15 protein-coding genes, 1 tRNA gene and 1 pseudogene are annotated in these 15,622 nt (G+C 71.7%); 11 read left to right on the top strand and 6 right to left on the bottom strand.

The annotated features are described in order from the left end of the window. The 5 genes and pseudogenes from DSY14_RS28615 to DSY14_RS03605 form a co-directional block, all read left to right on the top strand. Window positions 1-156: pseudogene (locus tag DSY14_RS28615) on the top strand (5,10-methylene tetrahydromethanopterin reductase); the annotation flags it as partial. A gap of 91 nt (window positions 157-247) precedes the next feature. Further along, the gene (locus DSY14_RS03590; RefSeq protein WP_211714985.1) at window positions 248-1,300 is read left to right on the top strand and encodes a pirin family protein; all 1,053 of its coding nucleotides are present in this window, start codon (window positions 248-250) and stop codon (window positions 1,298-1,300) included. A 109-nt stretch (window positions 1,301-1,409) separates the two neighbouring features. Continuing rightward, window positions 1,410-1,808, top strand: coding sequence for an N-acetyltransferase (locus tag DSY14_RS03595; protein WP_211714986.1), 399 nt, complete (start codon window positions 1,410-1,412; stop codon window positions 1,806-1,808). After that, a complete protein-coding gene (locus DSY14_RS03600; RefSeq protein WP_211714987.1) occupies window positions 1,805-2,263 on the top strand; it encodes a carboxymuconolactone decarboxylase family protein in 459 nt (152 codons plus the stop codon). The genes DSY14_RS03595 and DSY14_RS03600 overlap by 4 nt, the downstream gene beginning before the upstream one ends. Window positions 2,264-2,658: 395 nt before the next feature. Next, window positions 2,659-3,426 carry an MBL fold metallo-hydrolase gene (locus DSY14_RS03605; RefSeq protein WP_211714988.1) on the top strand — a complete coding sequence of 256 codons (768 nt, stop codon included), beginning with the start codon at window positions 2,659-2,661 and terminating at the stop codon, window positions 3,424-3,426. A 552-nt stretch (window positions 3,427-3,978) separates the two neighbouring features. On the opposite strand, the gene DSY14_RS03610 is transcribed toward DSY14_RS03605, so the two are convergent. From DSY14_RS03610 to DSY14_RS03620, 3 genes are all read right to left on the bottom strand, one after another. Continuing rightward, complete coding sequence (locus tag DSY14_RS03610) at window positions 3,979-4,410, bottom strand: HIT family protein (RefSeq protein WP_211714989.1); 432 nt, start codon at window positions 4,408-4,410, stop codon at window positions 3,979-3,981. A 1,111-nt stretch (window positions 4,411-5,521) separates the two neighbouring features. Continuing rightward, window positions 5,522-6,226: a CPBP family intramembrane glutamic endopeptidase gene (locus tag DSY14_RS03615; protein WP_211714990.1), complete on the bottom strand. Its 705-nt coding sequence runs from the start codon at window positions 6,224-6,226 to the stop codon at window positions 5,522-5,524. A 234-nt stretch (window positions 6,227-6,460) separates the two neighbouring features. Continuing rightward, a complete protein-coding gene (locus tag DSY14_RS03620) occupies window positions 6,461-6,724 on the bottom strand; it encodes a hypothetical protein (RefSeq protein WP_211714991.1) in 264 nt (87 codons plus the stop codon). A 512-nt stretch (window positions 6,725-7,236) separates the two neighbouring features. On the opposite strand from DSY14_RS03620, the gene DSY14_RS03625 reads away from it, so the two are divergent. Next, window positions 7,237-7,989, top strand: a complete 753-nt coding sequence (locus DSY14_RS03625) for a MerR family transcriptional regulator (protein WP_211714992.1) — start codon at window positions 7,237-7,239, stop codon at window positions 7,987-7,989. Window positions 7,990-8,113: 124 nt separating this feature from the next. On the opposite strand, the gene DSY14_RS03630 is transcribed toward DSY14_RS03625, so the two are convergent. Beyond that, entirely contained in the window at window positions 8,114-9,082 is a 969-nt protein-coding gene (locus tag DSY14_RS03630) for a CPBP family intramembrane glutamic endopeptidase (RefSeq protein ID WP_211714993.1), read from the bottom strand. 298 nt (window positions 9,083-9,380) lie between these two features. Here DSY14_RS03630 and DSY14_RS29160 point away from each other — a divergent pair, with 298 nt between their 5' ends. Then, window positions 9,381-9,503, top strand: a complete 123-nt coding sequence (locus tag DSY14_RS29160; protein ID WP_283091578.1) for a hypothetical protein — start codon at window positions 9,381-9,383, stop codon at window positions 9,501-9,503. 261 nt (window positions 9,504-9,764) lie between these two features. Here DSY14_RS29160 and DSY14_RS03635 read toward each other — a convergent pair whose 3' ends face one another. Further along, the gene (locus DSY14_RS03635; RefSeq protein ID WP_211714994.1) at window positions 9,765-10,007 is read right to left on the bottom strand and encodes a hypothetical protein; all 243 of its coding nucleotides are present in this window, start codon (window positions 10,005-10,007) and stop codon (window positions 9,765-9,767) included. Between the two features lie 253 nt (window positions 10,008-10,260). Here DSY14_RS03635 and DSY14_RS03640 point away from each other — a divergent pair, with 253 nt between their 5' ends. The 4 genes from DSY14_RS03640 to DSY14_RS03655 all read left to right on the top strand — a co-directional run bounded on the left by DSY14_RS03640 (window position 10,261) and on the right by DSY14_RS03655 (window position 14,934). After that, window positions 10,261-12,015, top strand: a complete 1,755-nt coding sequence (locus DSY14_RS03640; protein WP_211714995.1) for a hypothetical protein — start codon at window positions 10,261-10,263, stop codon at window positions 12,013-12,015. A 105-nt stretch (window positions 12,016-12,120) separates the two neighbouring features. Then, window positions 12,121-12,192, top strand: a tRNA-Arg gene (locus DSY14_RS03645). A 1-nt stretch (window position 12,193) separates the two neighbouring features. Continuing rightward, window positions 12,194-14,464 carry a transcriptional regulator gene (locus DSY14_RS03650; protein WP_211714996.1) on the top strand — a complete coding sequence of 757 codons (2,271 nt, stop codon included), beginning with the start codon at window positions 12,194-12,196 and terminating at the stop codon, window positions 14,462-14,464. Window positions 14,465-14,706: 242 nt separating this feature from the next. Then, window positions 14,707-14,934 carry a hypothetical protein gene (locus DSY14_RS03655; protein ID WP_211715039.1) on the top strand — a complete coding sequence of 76 codons (228 nt, stop codon included), beginning with the start codon at window positions 14,707-14,709 and terminating at the stop codon, window positions 14,932-14,934. A gap of 24 nt (window positions 14,935-14,958) precedes the next feature. On the opposite strand, the gene DSY14_RS03660 is transcribed toward DSY14_RS03655, so the two are convergent. Next, the gene (locus DSY14_RS03660) at window positions 14,959-15,525 is read right to left on the bottom strand and encodes a TetR/AcrR family transcriptional regulator (RefSeq protein WP_211715033.1); all 567 of its coding nucleotides are present in this window, start codon (window positions 15,523-15,525) and stop codon (window positions 14,959-14,961) included. Between the last annotated feature and the right edge of the window lie 97 nt (window positions 15,526-15,622).

The following is a 15,622-nucleotide window of genomic DNA, read 5'->3' on the forward strand; positions in this document are numbered from 1 at the left end:
CTGGAGCAGTTGGACATCCTGGGCGAGGAGGTCGTCCCCGTCCTGAGGAAGGAGTTCGCCGCGAAGAAGCCGCCGCACGTGCCCGACGCACCGGTCCACACCTCACTGGTCACCGCGCGCGACACCGAGGACACCCCCGCTCCGGCGACGAACTGAGACGGACGACCCTTGAACGCGGGCGGGCTCCCGCCGCTCGGCACGAGCCCGCCTCCGGCACGTCCCCGCCGCACTGCAGGAAGAGGAACCCATGTCCAACGCCGAAGCCCACCCGGACACCCAGGTGTGCACCGAGGGAGGGCTCCCCGGGCCCCGGGCCGCGCGCCTGGGGGGAGCTCCGGTCGAGATCATCACCGCCCGCGCCGTGCCCCTGGGCGGGCCGCGCGCGATGAACGTGCGCCGTACCCTGCCCCAGCGGCAGCGCTCCCTGATCGGGGCGTGGTGCTTCGTCGACCACTACGGGCCCGACGACGTGGCCGCCACCGGCGGCATGGACGTGGCCCCGCATCCGCACACGGGACTGCAGACGGTCAGCTGGCTGTTCGCGGGGCTCGTCTCCCACAACGACTCCGGTGGCAACAGCGGGGACATCCGCCCCGGGGAGATGAACCTGATGATGGCGGGGGCGGGCATCTGCCACTCCGAGACCTCATCGGCGACCTCCGGTCGGCTCCATGGGGTCCAACTCTGGATCGCTCTGCCGGAGGAGGCCCGACACAGCCCGGAGCGCGGTTTCGAGCACTTCGTTCCCGCACCCACGGCCTTCCCGGGTGGCTCGGCCCTGGTCTTCATCGGATCGCTGCTGGGTTCTCGGTCACCGGTGCACACGTACACGCCGCTGGTGGGGGCCGAACTCGTCATCGATCCCGGAGGTGTCCTCGACCTCCCCGTCGATGCCGGGTTCGAGCACGGCCTGTTGGTGGACACCGGCGCGAAGGTGACACTCGAAGGCGTGCACGTCCCCAAGGACGCCGTGGGCTACACCGGTGTCGGGGCCCGGACGCTGCGGGTGGCGAACGAGGGCACGGAACCGGCCCGGCTCGTGCTCCTGGGCGGTGCCCCCTTCGGCGAGGAGGTCGTCATGTGGTGGAACTTCCTGGCCCGGTCGACGGAGGAGATCAGCCGGTACCGCGAAGAGTGGCAGAACCACGGCGAGCGGTTCGGCCGTGTCGAGGGGTACGTGGGGCACGGCGGCCCCGGAAGGAACGCCGACGGCATGACGCGGATCCCCGCACCGGAACTGCCCCCGGTCCGGATGCGGCCGAGGAAGAACCCACCACCCCACGCACAGTTCCACGGCTGACCGCCACCACCCGCACCCGCTCCGGCCACTTCCGCCGCAGCCGGGCCCAGGGTCCGCACCACCCACCACCGACCGGATCGACACCCTCCCGAGAACCGAGGTATGCGCGATGACCGCACAGCCGACCGACAGGACCGGCGCCCCCGTGTCCATCACACTCGACGAAACACGCGCCGTCAGCGCCTACACGGTGACCCTGGACGACGGCACGCTCGCCGGACGCGTGGACTTCGTCGACCCGCCCGGGGCACCCGAGGAGCGCGTCTTCTTCCACACCGAGGTCGCACCGGAGTTCGGCGGGCGCGGCCTGGCCGGACTGCTCCTGCGCGAGGCACTGGCCGACAGCACCCGCAGGAACATCACCGTCGTCCCCGTGTGCCCGCTCTTCGCCGAGCACCTGCGTGAGCACGGCGACGAGTACACGGCCGGGGGCGGTCGATTCCGCCGGCCCAGGCCGGCCGACCTCGCACTGGTCGAGAAGACGGTCCAGGGCCTGGGTGAGGCATGAGCGCGGAGCGTCCCTACATCGACAAGGAACACCCCCAGGTCTACGCGGCGCTGGTCAAGGCGGCCGGGGCCTCCCGGTCCGCGTCCCACGAGGCCGGTCTGGGCGACGACCTCATCGAGATGATCAACATCCGTGTCTCCCAGATCAACGGGTGCGCGACCTGCCTGAGCGTCCACTTTCCGAAGGCGCGCGAGGCCGGCGTTGCTCAGAGCACCCTGGACGTGCTGCCCGCCTGGCGCGAGGCCGCCCTGTTCACCAAGGAACAACGGGCCGCACTCGAACTGGCCGAGTCCCTGACCGTGCTCGATCCGACCGTCGATCGAGCGGCAGTCAACGCGCGTGCGGCCGCCCATCTCACCACGGCCCAGATCTCGGCGGTGGAGTGGACCACCACCCTCATCAACGCCTTCAACCGCGTCTCGATCGCCAGCGGCCACCCCGTGATCAGACGCTGAAAGTCCGCCCCTGAGGCGGCGGGCCGCACAGGCGACGCCGGCGAAGGGTGGCAACCGTCATCATCGACCGCGTCTCGGGTATGGGTCTGGGCCGGGCACGGATCCGACGGCATCGGAACCGCGCGCCCGCCCAGGCCCGAGGACGAAGCACGGGCGCTCCCCTCCCCCCCCGGCCACGGCGCCGGCGCCGGTCACCACCACTAGGCTCGGATCGTCCCCGAACCGCAGAGTGCCGGGCCGTGGCCTCAAGGCGCCCTCCGTCCGGGCTCGGCGATACCGAGCCAGGGTGCGAGGGGACCGACGAGGCCGTCCGACACCCGCCCCGGGGCACCGGTGGCACGGTCCAGCCCACGTGTCCACGATGACGACCCTCCGACAGCGGTGAAGAAGCGATCATGTCCCGAAACCCTGCCCTCCACGTCACCCGAGTCTCCGAGAACGTCCACCATGTGCGAGCGGGGACGGTCAACTGGGTCCTCCTCAGTGAGGGAACGGACCTCACCCTGATCGACGGGGGCTACCCCGCCCACGGCGACGCGGTCGAGGAGTCCATCCGCGGTCTCGGTCGGCGCCCCGAGGACGTGGCCGCCGTTCTGGTGACCCACGCGCACGTCGACCACATCGGCTCACTCGGCCGATTCGTCGCCAGGTACGGCGTACCGGTCCACATGAACGCCCGGGAGGTGGCGCACGCGCGCCGCGACCTGCTCCAGCAGGCGACGCCCAAGGACATCCTCTCCCAGGCGTGGCGCCCCCGTGTCCTGCCGTGGGCCCTGCACATCATCCGCTCGGGGGCCCTGGGCGACGTCGCACTGGACGCCGCGACCCCCTTCCCGAACGACGGGGCCCTGGACGTCCCCGGCCGTCCCGTGCCCGTGGCCACCCCGGGCCACACGTCGGGTCACTCCACCTACCACCTGCCCGAGCACGGCGTTCTGGTGTCCGGCGACGCGTTGGTGACGGCCCATCCCCTGTCCCGCGTCCACGGCCCCCAACCGTTGCCCTCGATGTTCCACCACGATCGGGTCGAAGCCGATGACGCCCTGGACCGGCTGGTGGACCTGGACGCCGACGCCCTCCTGCCGGGGCACGGACCGGTGTGGCGGGGCGGCATGCGCGAGGCGGTCGCCACGGCACGGGAGAACGCCGCCCGCGTGTGGTGAGACCGCGGGCGGCGGGTGCCCCCGAGGGCTCGAAGGAGCGTCCCCGGGGCTCGGGCGAAGCCGGTGGATCAACGCCTGGGCCCTCGCAAGAGCAGGATGGGGCACGCGGGCCCGAGGGGACCGCGAGGTGAGGCGGCGACGATGTGCTGTGCGATGGGCGGCCCCTCCCACCGCCGGGAATCCCGACCGCCCGGGCAGGCGTTCTCGTCGTCCACCGCCGACGGGTGCGCGGGTGCGCGGCACGCGGCGGAGTCGTGGGGGCCTCGGAAGTCGACTCTACCAGGGGCCCGATAGGGGCCACGGTCGCGGCCGAAGAAGGTCGGGGAGCGGATCGGTCCCGCACCGACACCCGGGCGTACAGGGCACCGAGTACCCGAGCGTGAAACGTGGACCCGCCCCGTGGTGCGCCTCCACCGGGGCCTTCTCACCTCGGCACCGCTCGGCTGCTCGGCCCGGGTCGGGAAGCGCCGACCGAAGAGCCTTCCCCCGTCATGACCACGCCCGTTCTCGGTGCGAAGCGCTCGACGGCCGCCTCGCACCGAGGACGTGTCGTCAGTCCCTGGGCGGAACCGCGTGGGAGAAGCCCAGTTCCTGGAGGGCGGTGCGCAGCTGCTCGGCCGCGGCGTCGAGGACGCTCTGATCCTTCTCCATCTCGATGCCGGAGATGTCGAAGTCGGACATGTCCCAGACCGGCGCGACGTGGATGTGCAGGTGCGCGACCTCGAAGCCCGCGATGATCAGTCCCGCGCGAGGCGCGTCCCAGGCGCTGCGCACACCCTGACCGATGGCCTGCGCCACCTCCATGCACTTTGCCAGGAGCTCCGGTTCGGCCTCGGTCCAGCGGTCGATTTCCTTGCGGGGGACGATCAGAGTGTGTCCGGGGCGCAGAGGGGCGATGGACAGGAACGCGACGACGTCGGGATCCTGCCAGACGAAGTGCCCGGGGAGTTCGCCGGAAATGATCTGGGAGAAGATGGTCGACACGGGAGAAGGACCCTTCGTGGTCGCTCGGTGGAGGTGGTGATTGTTGCCGGGAACGCTGATGCGCGGTGTCGCTGCGGGCCCCGTGCGAGGGGACGGTAGGCCACCACGAGTGTCGGTGTCATTCTGCGCCACGTCGCACGGCTCTGGGGACGCCCCCGGCGATCAGCACGGGCGGCCCCGACCCCGTCTTCGCCCCGTGCCGCCATGGCTCGCCCCACGGCAAGGGGGCTGAGCACCCGGCATCGGGCCGAGCCCACGCTCGACCAGACGACACCGCCGGTCGTTCATCAGGTACGGCGACCGGAGTCGGTCCCTACCGACCGTTCCCACTCGTCCCGCATCGTTTCCGTACCATCCGGCGACTCGATCGGGTCCCGCTCCCCCACCGTCGGTTCGACGTGTCCCGGCCGGGGTGAGAACGCGGTGACCTTGGCGACGCGCGTGTCGCGTCCGCTCACCGGATACGTCGCATCCGCTTCTTCGCCCGTTCCACCACCCCGGTCAGGCCTCCTCGAACAGGCGGGCCCCGCTTCTCCGTGCCTCGCGAACAGCGCCTCCGTGCCCTGGCGCCGGCGACCCGCGACACCGGTTCCGGCACGGACACGGAGAGCCGTCCGCGCCGGCGCGGCCCTCCTCGCGACGACGCCGGACTCCCCCGCCCGGGTCCTCCCTTGCCGGATCCGACCGGGACGAGGGATCTTCGGGTGGTGGAAGCGGGCTGGCGGAAGGCGGCGGCAACGGCACACCCGCAGCAGGATCGGCCGAAGCCCTGATCGGCGTGCGTGTGGGGTCCCCGTGCCACCACCGGTCTCACCGGTGGACCGACATGGCTGGGAGGTCGGCGAGGGCCGCGCGTTCGCCCGACAGGTCGCAGTGCGGGCCCATGGTGGGCCGTGACCGGCGGTTCGGGGTGTCCTCCGAACGAGAGACCGGGGGTACTTCGCGTCGGGGACGCCTTTGCGGTGGCCCCCGCTGTCTCCTTCCGAAAACGCTCGTTTCCGGAAGGAGACGGCTCCCTCACGGGGTCGCCGTGTCCTCGGCGCGGGTCGTGGTTCCGATGTTCCGCAGCCCCCGACCCGGCCGGTGTGCGTCACGGTCTCCTCGATGAGGATCAGGCCGCCACGGCCGCCAAGGCCAGGAGCGCGAGGCTGATGGCGTTGTAGAGCGCGTGCATGAGGACCCCGGGCCAGATCGACCCGCTGCGCCGGTAGAGCTCGGCGGCGATCAGCCCCACGATCACCGCCGCGGGCAGGACCTCGTTGATGCCGTGCATGAGCGCGAACACCACCGCGCTGCCCACGACACCGACCAACGCGCCGTAGCGCAACAGCACGGTGGTCACGACCCCGCGGAACAGGAACTCCTCACCGAGCGGGGTGAGCACGGCCAGGGTCAGCATCATCAGCGCCAGTGACACCGCCCCGGCCCCGGCACCGGCGGCGTAACTGGCCTGGGTGTCGCCTTCCACGTCGATGACGAGGCTGACCAGGTAGACGGTCACGGCCCTGGCCACGAACGCGACGAGCCCCGCGGCGAGGCCGATCATCATCCAGCGCACGGTGGTACGCCGCACACCGAAGGTCTCCCAGGGGCACCGGCGCACCAGCGCGGCGGCGAGGAAGGCGAGGAGTCCGCCCCCGCCGCTGACCACACCGGAAACGATGCCGGCGGTCGGGCCGCTCATGCCCAGGTGGTTCAGCTGGGGTGCGAGCACGAACGCGATGAGCGCCATCACCGCCAGCCCCACCGTCAGCTCGATCCACCCGGGGCGGGGCCCGGTGGAGGCCGTGGTCTGTGTGGTGGACGGTGAGGTCATCGGACGGGGTCCTTCCCAGAGCGGCCTCGGGGATACGGGGCCGCGAGCGAGTCGATGGAGGTACGGCGGTAGGGCTCCCTTCTTCCCGTTCGGTGGGGGGATAAGCGCCGTCGCACGATCGACTTCCCGCGCCTGCTCACCCCGCGCCGGAACCGCCCGGAGTGTGGGAGGCCCCAGGTCCTCCGCCCCGTCCCGTACGCCCGCGAAGGGCGTGATCGGGTGTCACAGCGGTCCTCAGATCCTCCCGCGGCGCCTGTCGTCGATGTGGCGCTTGGCCATGACCGTCATGAAGACGAGGAGGAGCGGCCCAAGGGTGACCACGCCCCACCAAGCGAGCCGCACTCTGTGGTCCGACATCTCGGAGCCGCTGAAGTACAGCAGGACCACCACCAACGCAAGGGTGAAGAGGCCGAAAAGGCCGAACATGAGGGCGACGCGGTTCTCCCTCGGCGTGTTGCGGGACGACGTGTGCTCGGGGGTGCCTCCAGAAGTACTCATGGCACTCTCTTCTCCGAGAAAACGGACACGGAACGCCTCCGCGTGGCCGGATCCAGCCGGACCGACTCCCCTCGTGGCGTGTCCGGCCCGGCGGGGGCGCGCGGGACGTCCGGTCGCGGGGGCTCTTCTCGCTCCGCGTGGCGAGTCGCTGAAGACCCACGACCCCTGGCCCGGGCACCCGGCCTCGCCAACTCCCCGGGGAAGGCCTTGGGCGAGAATCGCGTCGGCGACCCTCACAACCCCTGCGATGTGGGCATCACGAACGAGGTCGCCCGGCGCTACGGAGCCAGGGGCGCGGACGGATACGGCGAGGGGCCGCCCGGACCGACACAGGAGTCGAGGAGGACCGCCGGGCGCGGCGGTGGAGCCACGGCCCGCCCCCGAGCGGCGACCGAGCCGTGGTCGGTCGGGCGTCCGGACCCGACCTCGCCGCCGAGACGTACCCTGTTCTCTCGAAGAGCGACCCGATACCCGGAGCGGCCCCAGGGGCGACGGCACGAGAGGGGCGGCTGATGGCGTGGAGCACTCGGCAGATCGCCGACATCGCCGGCACGACGATCAAGACCGTCCGGCACTACCACAAGATCGGGTTGCTGGACGAGCCCGAGAGGGCGGCGAACGGGTACAAGCAGTACCGGACACAGCACCTGGTACGCCTACTCCGGATCCGGCGGATGAGCGACCTCGGTGTTCCGTTGTCGCAGATCAAGGCCATGGGAGACATCGACGGAGCGCCCGACCAGGCGATCCGCGACCTGAACGCGGAGCTCACGGCGACGATCGAACGACTTCAGCGGGTGCGCGCGGAACTGACCGACATCCTGCGTTACCGCGCACCGATCGACGTTCCGACCGGGTTCGGCCCGGTCACCGACGACCTCACCGACGCGGATCGATCCCTGATCATGATCTGCTCGCGGATGTTCACCGAAGAGGTCACCGATGACATGCGCGACATGATGAGCATGCGCGATGCCACGGACCGGGAGTTCAACGCGCTGCCCGCCGACGCCGACCAGGCCACGATCGAGGAACTGGCCGAACGGATGGCTCCGCTGATCGGCGACATCAGGGCGAAGCATCCGTCATCCCGCGATCCGGGCGTCTTCGCGCGGGGCGGCGCCGAGTTCACCGAGAGCACGATGGTGCAGGCGGTGGTGGAGCTCTACAACCCGGCACAGATCCAGGTGCTCCAGCACGTGAACCACGTCCTCGCCGACGATGAGGGGCACGGATCCGAGGGCCCCGGAAACCGATCCGGCTGACAGCCGGGGAGACGATCCCCCGGCCGGGGACGAGCGCGGGGTGATGCCCGTTCCGGTCTGGGACCGCCCGAGCACGGTCCTGGTCGGACCCCGCTCCCCCGCGCGACGCCCCTGGGGTCCGGTCTCACCTCGTGGGCGCAGGGCTCGCACCCCTTCCGCGGGCGGTGTGTCGGCGCTCCGCCAGGTACAGGATGCCCACGATGAGGACCTGCGTGGGCACGAAGACCAGGACGATGATCATGCTCTCGTTACCGCCGGACGCGGCACGATCGACGACCAGCGGGCCTCCCCCGGACAGCAGCACCCCGGACCCCAGGGCGACGACGTTGTTGACGGCGTGGAGGGCGATCGGCGCCTCCAGCCCGCGGGTGACCAGCGCCATCGTGCCGAAGACGAAACCGAGCCACGTGTAGTAGAAGGACAGCCACGGATCGCTCGCGAAGTGCACCAGGCCGAACAACAGGCTGGAGACCACGAGCGCGAGAGCGGCGGCCGCACGCGGATGGCGCACCCAGGACCCGAGCGCGGGTCCGATGCCACCGCGGAACACCACTTCTTCACCGGCCGCCTGCAACGGGGCGGTGCACACGACGATCACCAGCATCACCACCGTGGTGCCGGTGATGACCACTCCCCCGGGGGGAAACCCGGCGAGGCCTTGAATCACCAGCATGATCACGCACAGCGGTGCGAACAGCAGGCCCATGAGACGGAGCATGCGCGGCCAGGAGAACGGCCGGCCGGTGGTGAAACCGGCGCGCACGGGCACCTTGCCGATCCATCGCATCACCAGCAGTGTCAGAGGGACCATCGCTCCCAGGGCCAGGTTGCCCATCAGCACCATGAGCGGGGTGCTCCCCACCGGCGGTTCGCCATCCGTGGAGAACGCCGTTTCGATGAGCGAGGCGAGGATCGCGGTACCGAACGGCACCACGACCATCGCCGCCATGAGCACGCACGTGATCAGGATCGGCCGCCACCACGCCATGCGCAGATGAGCGAGGAACGGGCGGGTGGAATCGACGTGGTCCTCCTGCTCACTCCCGGTTCCATGGTCCGGGGAAGACCCCTCGACGTGCGTGTTCGGTGTCATGAGAGCCGTTTCTGGTCGGTTCGGGTGCGACTGGTACGGGGAGGGGCCGGCCGACGATCCCGGACGTCCTCCACGCCGGAACACGCGCGAAGACGCGGACGTGCCCGCACCGCCTGCCACGTGGCGACCGTTCGACGGCCCCTGTGCGCTCACCACTGCACACCATGCCCTTGGGCCCGGGTCAACCCGGCGGTTCGGACGGCATACCAGTGCGGGACGCGATGTGGGCGGCCGGGCCGGTCAGGATGTGGCCGGCTCCGCGCTCGAAGCGACGGTGCAGGCGGGACAGGATCGGGAGATGGCCGAGCGAGGGGGCGTGAAGTTCCAGGAACCGGACCGGCTCACCCACTACTGGATGCTCCAGGCCCCGGAGGGTGTCGCCGAGATCCTGCGCCGTTTCCGGACCGCCCCGGGCCGGTGAGTTCCTCCTGGCCGCACTGCGCTCGTGCCCGCATGGACAGGCTCGCTCGGAGCCCAGCGGCATCGGCCGCGAAGGGCGGCCCGTGGTCTCCCGTGCCGTCGGCATGGCAGACCACGGGCCGGGTGCTCACGCTCCTGCTTCAGTGGGGCCCGCATCCTGGTGAGTGGCGGGAGACTCCCCCGGCGCGCCGGCGCCTCCCGCACGCTCGGACCGGAACACCGCAGAGCCGTGTCCGGTTCGGGCCGCCCAGGAAGCCGTGAGTCAGTCCAGGGTGAGCACAACGTGCCCGCGTTTCCCACGCTCGACATGACGGTAGGCCTCGGCGACCCGCTCGGCGGGACGCAGACCAGTAAAAGCGATCGTGGCGCGGCGTCGGCCGAACCACCGTGTCCACAGCGATCGCGGGAGGATCGCCAACGACGGCACCGTCGTCGTGGAGAGACCGTCCGGGGCGAGCAGGCGCCGCGCCCACCGGTAACCGCGACCGCCGTAGGCGTCGAACACGAGGTCGTACGGCTCGGACGCGACGATGGTGTCGAGGGAAGGCGCGGGTTCGGGGAACCGACGGCTCCCCGCCGGACACGGGTCAGCGGAAGCGGGGCGGTGCCCCGAGTACCGGCGGTGGGTGGCCTGGAACGCCTGGAAGAGGCCACCACAGAGGACTTTCTGGACATAGGGGGCGGGTATCGACGTTCGCCGGGTGTGACCGCTCCGGATTTCCTAGGGTCGGTCCGAAAAGACCCCTGAGGAGCTGTCGATGTCCACACCTCCGGAGCGCCCCCTTCCGCCCAACCCCTACCGCAACCTGGTCCTACTCTCGCTGATCACCCTTTCCGGCCACCGGCCGCCGCACGGGCTGCTGGAGCGCGCCCACCGGCTGGTCACCGGAGCACTTCCCCGCGGCCGGCGCCATCCCCGCCCGCACGAGTACGCCCGCACGCGCCGACGCGTCCTGCGCCGTTCCCTCTACCCGCGCGGTTGGCACCCGCTCGGACACACCGGGCTGCGGGTGTCGCCGCCCGACGGGCTGGGAGGTGAGGTCCGCGCCCTCGACGTGTTGGAGGGGCTGGACGCACCGGCCAGGGCGGCCTACGCCCTGCTGCGCTCGGAAGGGCTCGACGAGCGCGAGACCACCGACCTGCTCTCCTCGGTGGGCGTGCGCGACGCCACCACGGCCGTCGAGCGCGCCAAGAGCGTACCCGAGGGTCCCCGTCTGCCCGACCCGACCGTCGTCCGGGTGAGCGGCCGCGGCGCTCTGCTGCATCGTCGCTCCGTGGTGGCCACCGGCGGTGCACTGGCGGCGGCACTGTTCGCGTTGACCCTCACCACCGCCGAACGCGAGGCCGGCGCCGACCTGCGCGCCCACGTGCACACCCCCGTGCAGCCGAGCCCCGCGGTGGAGCCCGACAGCTGGCGGGAGAGTTTCCGCCTCGACCTGACCGCCTGGCACCTGCGCGGCGACGCGACCGAGGACGAATCCCTGGTCCGGCGGGCCCTGGCCGCATGGAGCGAGCAGGAGGGCACGACCGGCCCGGACGCCCCGGACGCGCCGCGACCGATCTTCGCCGGGACGGTCGCCGAGCGCGACGTCGTTCTCCTGCACGACGGCCCCCGTCTGGCCCGCTACACCCTGCGGGAAGGCGAAGAACGTGTGGAGGTGTTCGCCGAGGCCGGCAACGGGGTGGCCAACTGGCCCGCCCTGCGTCTCGTCGACACCGACGAGGGCACGCACTACCTGCTACCGCCCTGGGTGAGCGAGATCGACAGCGCCGCGCTGGGCGACCCCGCCGACGGGTGGTCGTCGGTCCGCCAGGACGAACACGGCGTCACCGAGGCCCTGGTCACCGGCGACCACTGCGACGTGGGTCCGGTGCTGCGCATGCGCGCCCCCGAGGTGGCCCACGGTGAGCCCTACACGGCGATCGACCTGGGCGGGGTGGACACCGCGCACCTGGGGTACATGCCGCCCCCACCCTCCGAGATCCGGCGGCTGGGCCCGCACGAGGTGCTCGGCCCCGAACAGGGCTTCGACCTGTGGGCCGAACTGGCCTGCGCGGGCGACCCGCCCGAGGGCCCGGTGCGCACCGCCACCGCCTGGGAGTTCGCCGTCCAGGACCTGCCCGGCGGTGGCACCGGCCGCTGGACTTGTGTGCGCTTCGGTGGCCACGACGGTGGTGGCCTGGCCCGCGCCGTGTTGGTGACCGACACCGAGGAGGGGACCGACGCGGTGGTGGCCGGGCAACGCGAGGGAGGCTGGGATTGCAGCAACCTCAACCGGCAGATCGCCGCGGGCACCTGGTGGCAGGATCCGGAAGGAGGCTGGCACTACCTGGCCGCCGCCTCGCGCGAGGTCGCCGAACTCACCGTCTCCGGCGGTGTGGAGGGCACCGGTGAGGGGGGTGAGAACGTCCTGGAGGTGAACGGACCGAGGTCGCAGACCCGCCCGGCCGAGCCGGTGGATCTGGTCGCGGTCGACGTGCACGGCGAGGAGATGACCGTCCTGGCCCGCTGAACCCGCTCGCCGGGGCCCCGGCGAGCGCGCCCGTCCGACCGCGGCCCTTTCGCGGCGGGGCGCACGGGCGCTAGTCTGCGGTCGGGCCCCGTTGACGGGGTGCCACGGTGTGTAGCTCAGAAGCAGAGCGCCCGGCTTCGGACCGGGAGGGCGCGGGGGCGGAACCCGCCGCACCGGCATGGAACACCCACCCCCCGCTCACGTGGGCACCGGCTATCCGGCCCGCCGACTGGCCGAGTCGCTGTCCACGGCCGCCTCCCACGACGACCCGGACGTGCGCCGGGCCGCGGAACAACGTGCCGCCTCGTGGCTGCGGGTCCTGGGCGGCATGAGTGAGGGGACGCTCACCATCGGGTCGCGCACCCCGGTCCGCGCGTTGCCGGCGTGGGTCACCCCCGAGGTGGCGCACGGTGGGTTCGCCACGGGCTCGGCCGCCGCGGGCGGGCCCCTGCGTCCGCACGAACTCGCCCTGATCGAACGCCACGGCCTGAAGTCCGATCGGGGTGCCCTGTACACGCACCACCTGAGCGAGCCCGGTCTGGCCCACCTGGGCGCGCTCCTGGACAGTGGTGGTTACGAACTCGACCAACCCGAGCAGGCCGCCCTGCTCACGGTGGTATGGCTGCTACGGGCCGGCGACACCGCCGCCGCGCTGCGTCTGCTCAGCGCCCTGGACCCCTTCGCGGCGTCGCTGTGTCTGACCCCGCGCCCCGCCCCCGTCGTGAACCTGCCCGAGGGCTCGGTGTTCCGCTGGTCGGTGGGGAGCGTGCGCACGAACCTGGACCGTGTCGTCCGCGAGCCCGCGCGGGGGCCGGCGGCCCAGCGGGAGGCCCTGGCGGTGTGGAACCCCTTCACCGACCGTGTTCTGGCGCACTGGTGGGAGACGACCGAGGACGGCGTGGTGGACACGCGTCGTCCCTCCGGTTGGCGGGCCCGCGGTGACGCCCTGCTCGACGAGTACGAGCGTCTGGCGGCCGAGCACACGTTGTGCACCAAGCACCGCGACCCCAAGGAGAACCTGGCGATCCTGCTCGCGGCGTTGCGCGCGTCCCTCACCGAGGGTTCCCCGGACGCACGTCGGTGGGGCCTTCTCCAGCACGCGGTCACCTCGATGGTGGCCAAGCGCGGTGTTCCCGGTTCGGATCGGCACTCGGCCGTGCGCGCCGTCCAGGCGGCGCACGCCGCCCTTCCGACCCACGCCGCGCAGGCCGCGCTGCTGCGTGAGCGGCTGGCCCCGTTCACCCCGAACTCCGGGCTGGCCGACCCCGACGCCGCCCTGGTCACGGCCTCACACGCTGAGGCGCGGGAGTTCGACGTCCCCGAGGCGTCCGTGATCGCCGCGCCGCTGCGCGCCAAGGTCGAACGGGCCGTCATCGCCCCTCTGGACACCCTGGTGGAGCGCGGTCTGATCCCCTCCGCCGAGGTGATGGCGGGGCTGGTGCCCACCCTGGCCGCGGCCGCCGAGGCCGCCGCGATCGAGGACCCCTCCCTGGCGCGGTTGGTGGCCTCCCACCACCGCGCGTTCGCCGCACGGCGCTCCCTGCTATTGCTGAACCTGGCCTCCCAGGTCCGGCGCGAGGAACTGCCCTGGGTGCGCGAGGCGGCCGCGCACCACGCCACGGACGACCTGCGCGGATCGGCCGCGCGCTCGCTCATCACCCGTCTCGGCGCGACGATGCTGACCCACTTTCCGGGGACCATCACGCCCAATCCGCTGGTGCGCGAGCTCAACGGGCTGGCGCGCACGGCGGGGTCGTCGGTGCGGTTCGTGGAGGAACTGGCCGCCGACATCTTCATGCGGGACTTCTCCACCAAGTACGTCGCGGCCGCCCGGTCCGCGGCGGACCTGTTGGAGGACGGCCTGTACGCCCGCTACTACGGCATCGACACCGCCCGGGTGTCGACCCTGAACGAGGAACGTGGTTCGGACGCCACGTCCTTCGCGGCCCTGTGCACCGAACGGGCCGGCCGGCCCGGTTGGTCCGTCGCCGGCAACGGCACGATCATCGAACAGGCGCAGATCCTCACCACCCACAACCTGGCGGCTCTGGTCCAGACCGGTGCGCGTCCCGCGGACGGTTGGGCCGAGGCCGCGCGCCGGGCGTATCTGCACATGGTGCGTCTGGTGGGATCGCTGCCGCGGGTGTTCGACGCCCCGGCCCACGTGAAGAACGCCGCGTTCGCCTGGCGTCAGACGGTGTTCCTGTTGTCCCGCTGCCCGTCGTCCGAGCAGCGCGCGACGCTGGAGTGGATGGAGCGGCAGGCCACGGAGCAGCCCTACCACGTGCGCGATCGTCTGGCTCCGCCCCTGGCGGGGCTGCGCGCGGCCGTGGCGGGTGAGGCGCCCTCCCGGGAGGAGGGTGTGGTCTTCCTGGGGTGGACCACGCGCCCGCACTGGATGCTGCGGGTCGCTCCGGAGGCGCTGTCCTTCCAACGCAACGGTGATTGAAACCGCGTACCGTACAGGTGGCCGGATCCGGCCATCCAGAGGTGGGCGTGCACGTGCAACCGCACCGCCGGTGATACCACTGGAATACGCAGCCGCCCACCTCGGGGACCCTACGGCCTTCGGAGCGGGAATTCCAGGCCGGGTTCGCTTCGTCCGGGAACACGACGTTCCTCCCCCGTCGAAGCCCCGCGGATCGGGGTCGGTTCCGCCTTCGGCCACGCGCCGTAGTTAGGGTGAGACGCATGTCGATTTGGGCGCGGGGAGACCGTACCGGAAGGGTCGGAGAGGCCCTTCTGATGCTGGAGGGTCAGGGGATCATCGACGGTCTGGAGATCCTGCCGACCGAGGACAAGCCCTACCGCGTACGCGTCCCCGCGGGCATCGTCCACATGGACGAGGACGAGGCCGCCATGTTCGCCCTGGGCGCGGTCGTCGGCGCCTTCGGGGATGTGGCCCGGCAGCGCGTCTGATCCGGTCGGCCCGCCCCGAGGCCCCTACCGGCGACCCATGATGCGCAGGATCGCGTCCAGCAGCAGATCCCGGACCATGGTCCGGTGCTCCTCATCCCGCTCGACCGTCAGTTCGCGGTTGAAGGTGGACAGGCACAGGCCCACCGTCATCTCGGCCAGGGGGCCCGCCGGGCGCCCGTCCTCGGGCAATTCCTCGACGAAGCGCCCGACCTCGATGGCCTCGCGCACCGCCTCGATCCACGGTCCGATCCGCTCGCGCCACCACTCCCGTGGCGGCCCGGGTTCGGCGCCCAACCCCGACGCGGCGGCGAGCAGGGGGCCGGACTCCAGCCAGAGCCCGATCCAGGCGTCCACCAGGCGCCCCATGTAGCCGTCGATGGACTCCTTGCGTCCGAAGGTGAGGTCCACCCGGGAGGCGAACGCGGTGAGGCGCACGTCCACGGCGGCCTGGAGCACCTGGTTCTTGTGGTTGTAGTACCGGTAGACGGTGGAGCGGTCGATGTCGACGCCCTCGGTGATCTCCTTGTAGGTGATCCGGCTGAAGGGCTTGGTCCGCAGTGACTCCACGAGGCTGTTCTGCAGCTGGAGCATGCGCTGTGCGGCGCGCGGTCCCCCGCCGATCCCCGAACCCGAATCCTGCGGTGCCGCCATACCCGTTCCGTCCGTCCTGGGCCGCCACGGCCTTCGC

The organism is Nocardiopsis sp. MG754419, from assembly GCF_018207095.1.
GTDB lineage: Bacteria > Actinomycetota > Actinomycetes > Streptosporangiales > Streptosporangiaceae > Nocardiopsis.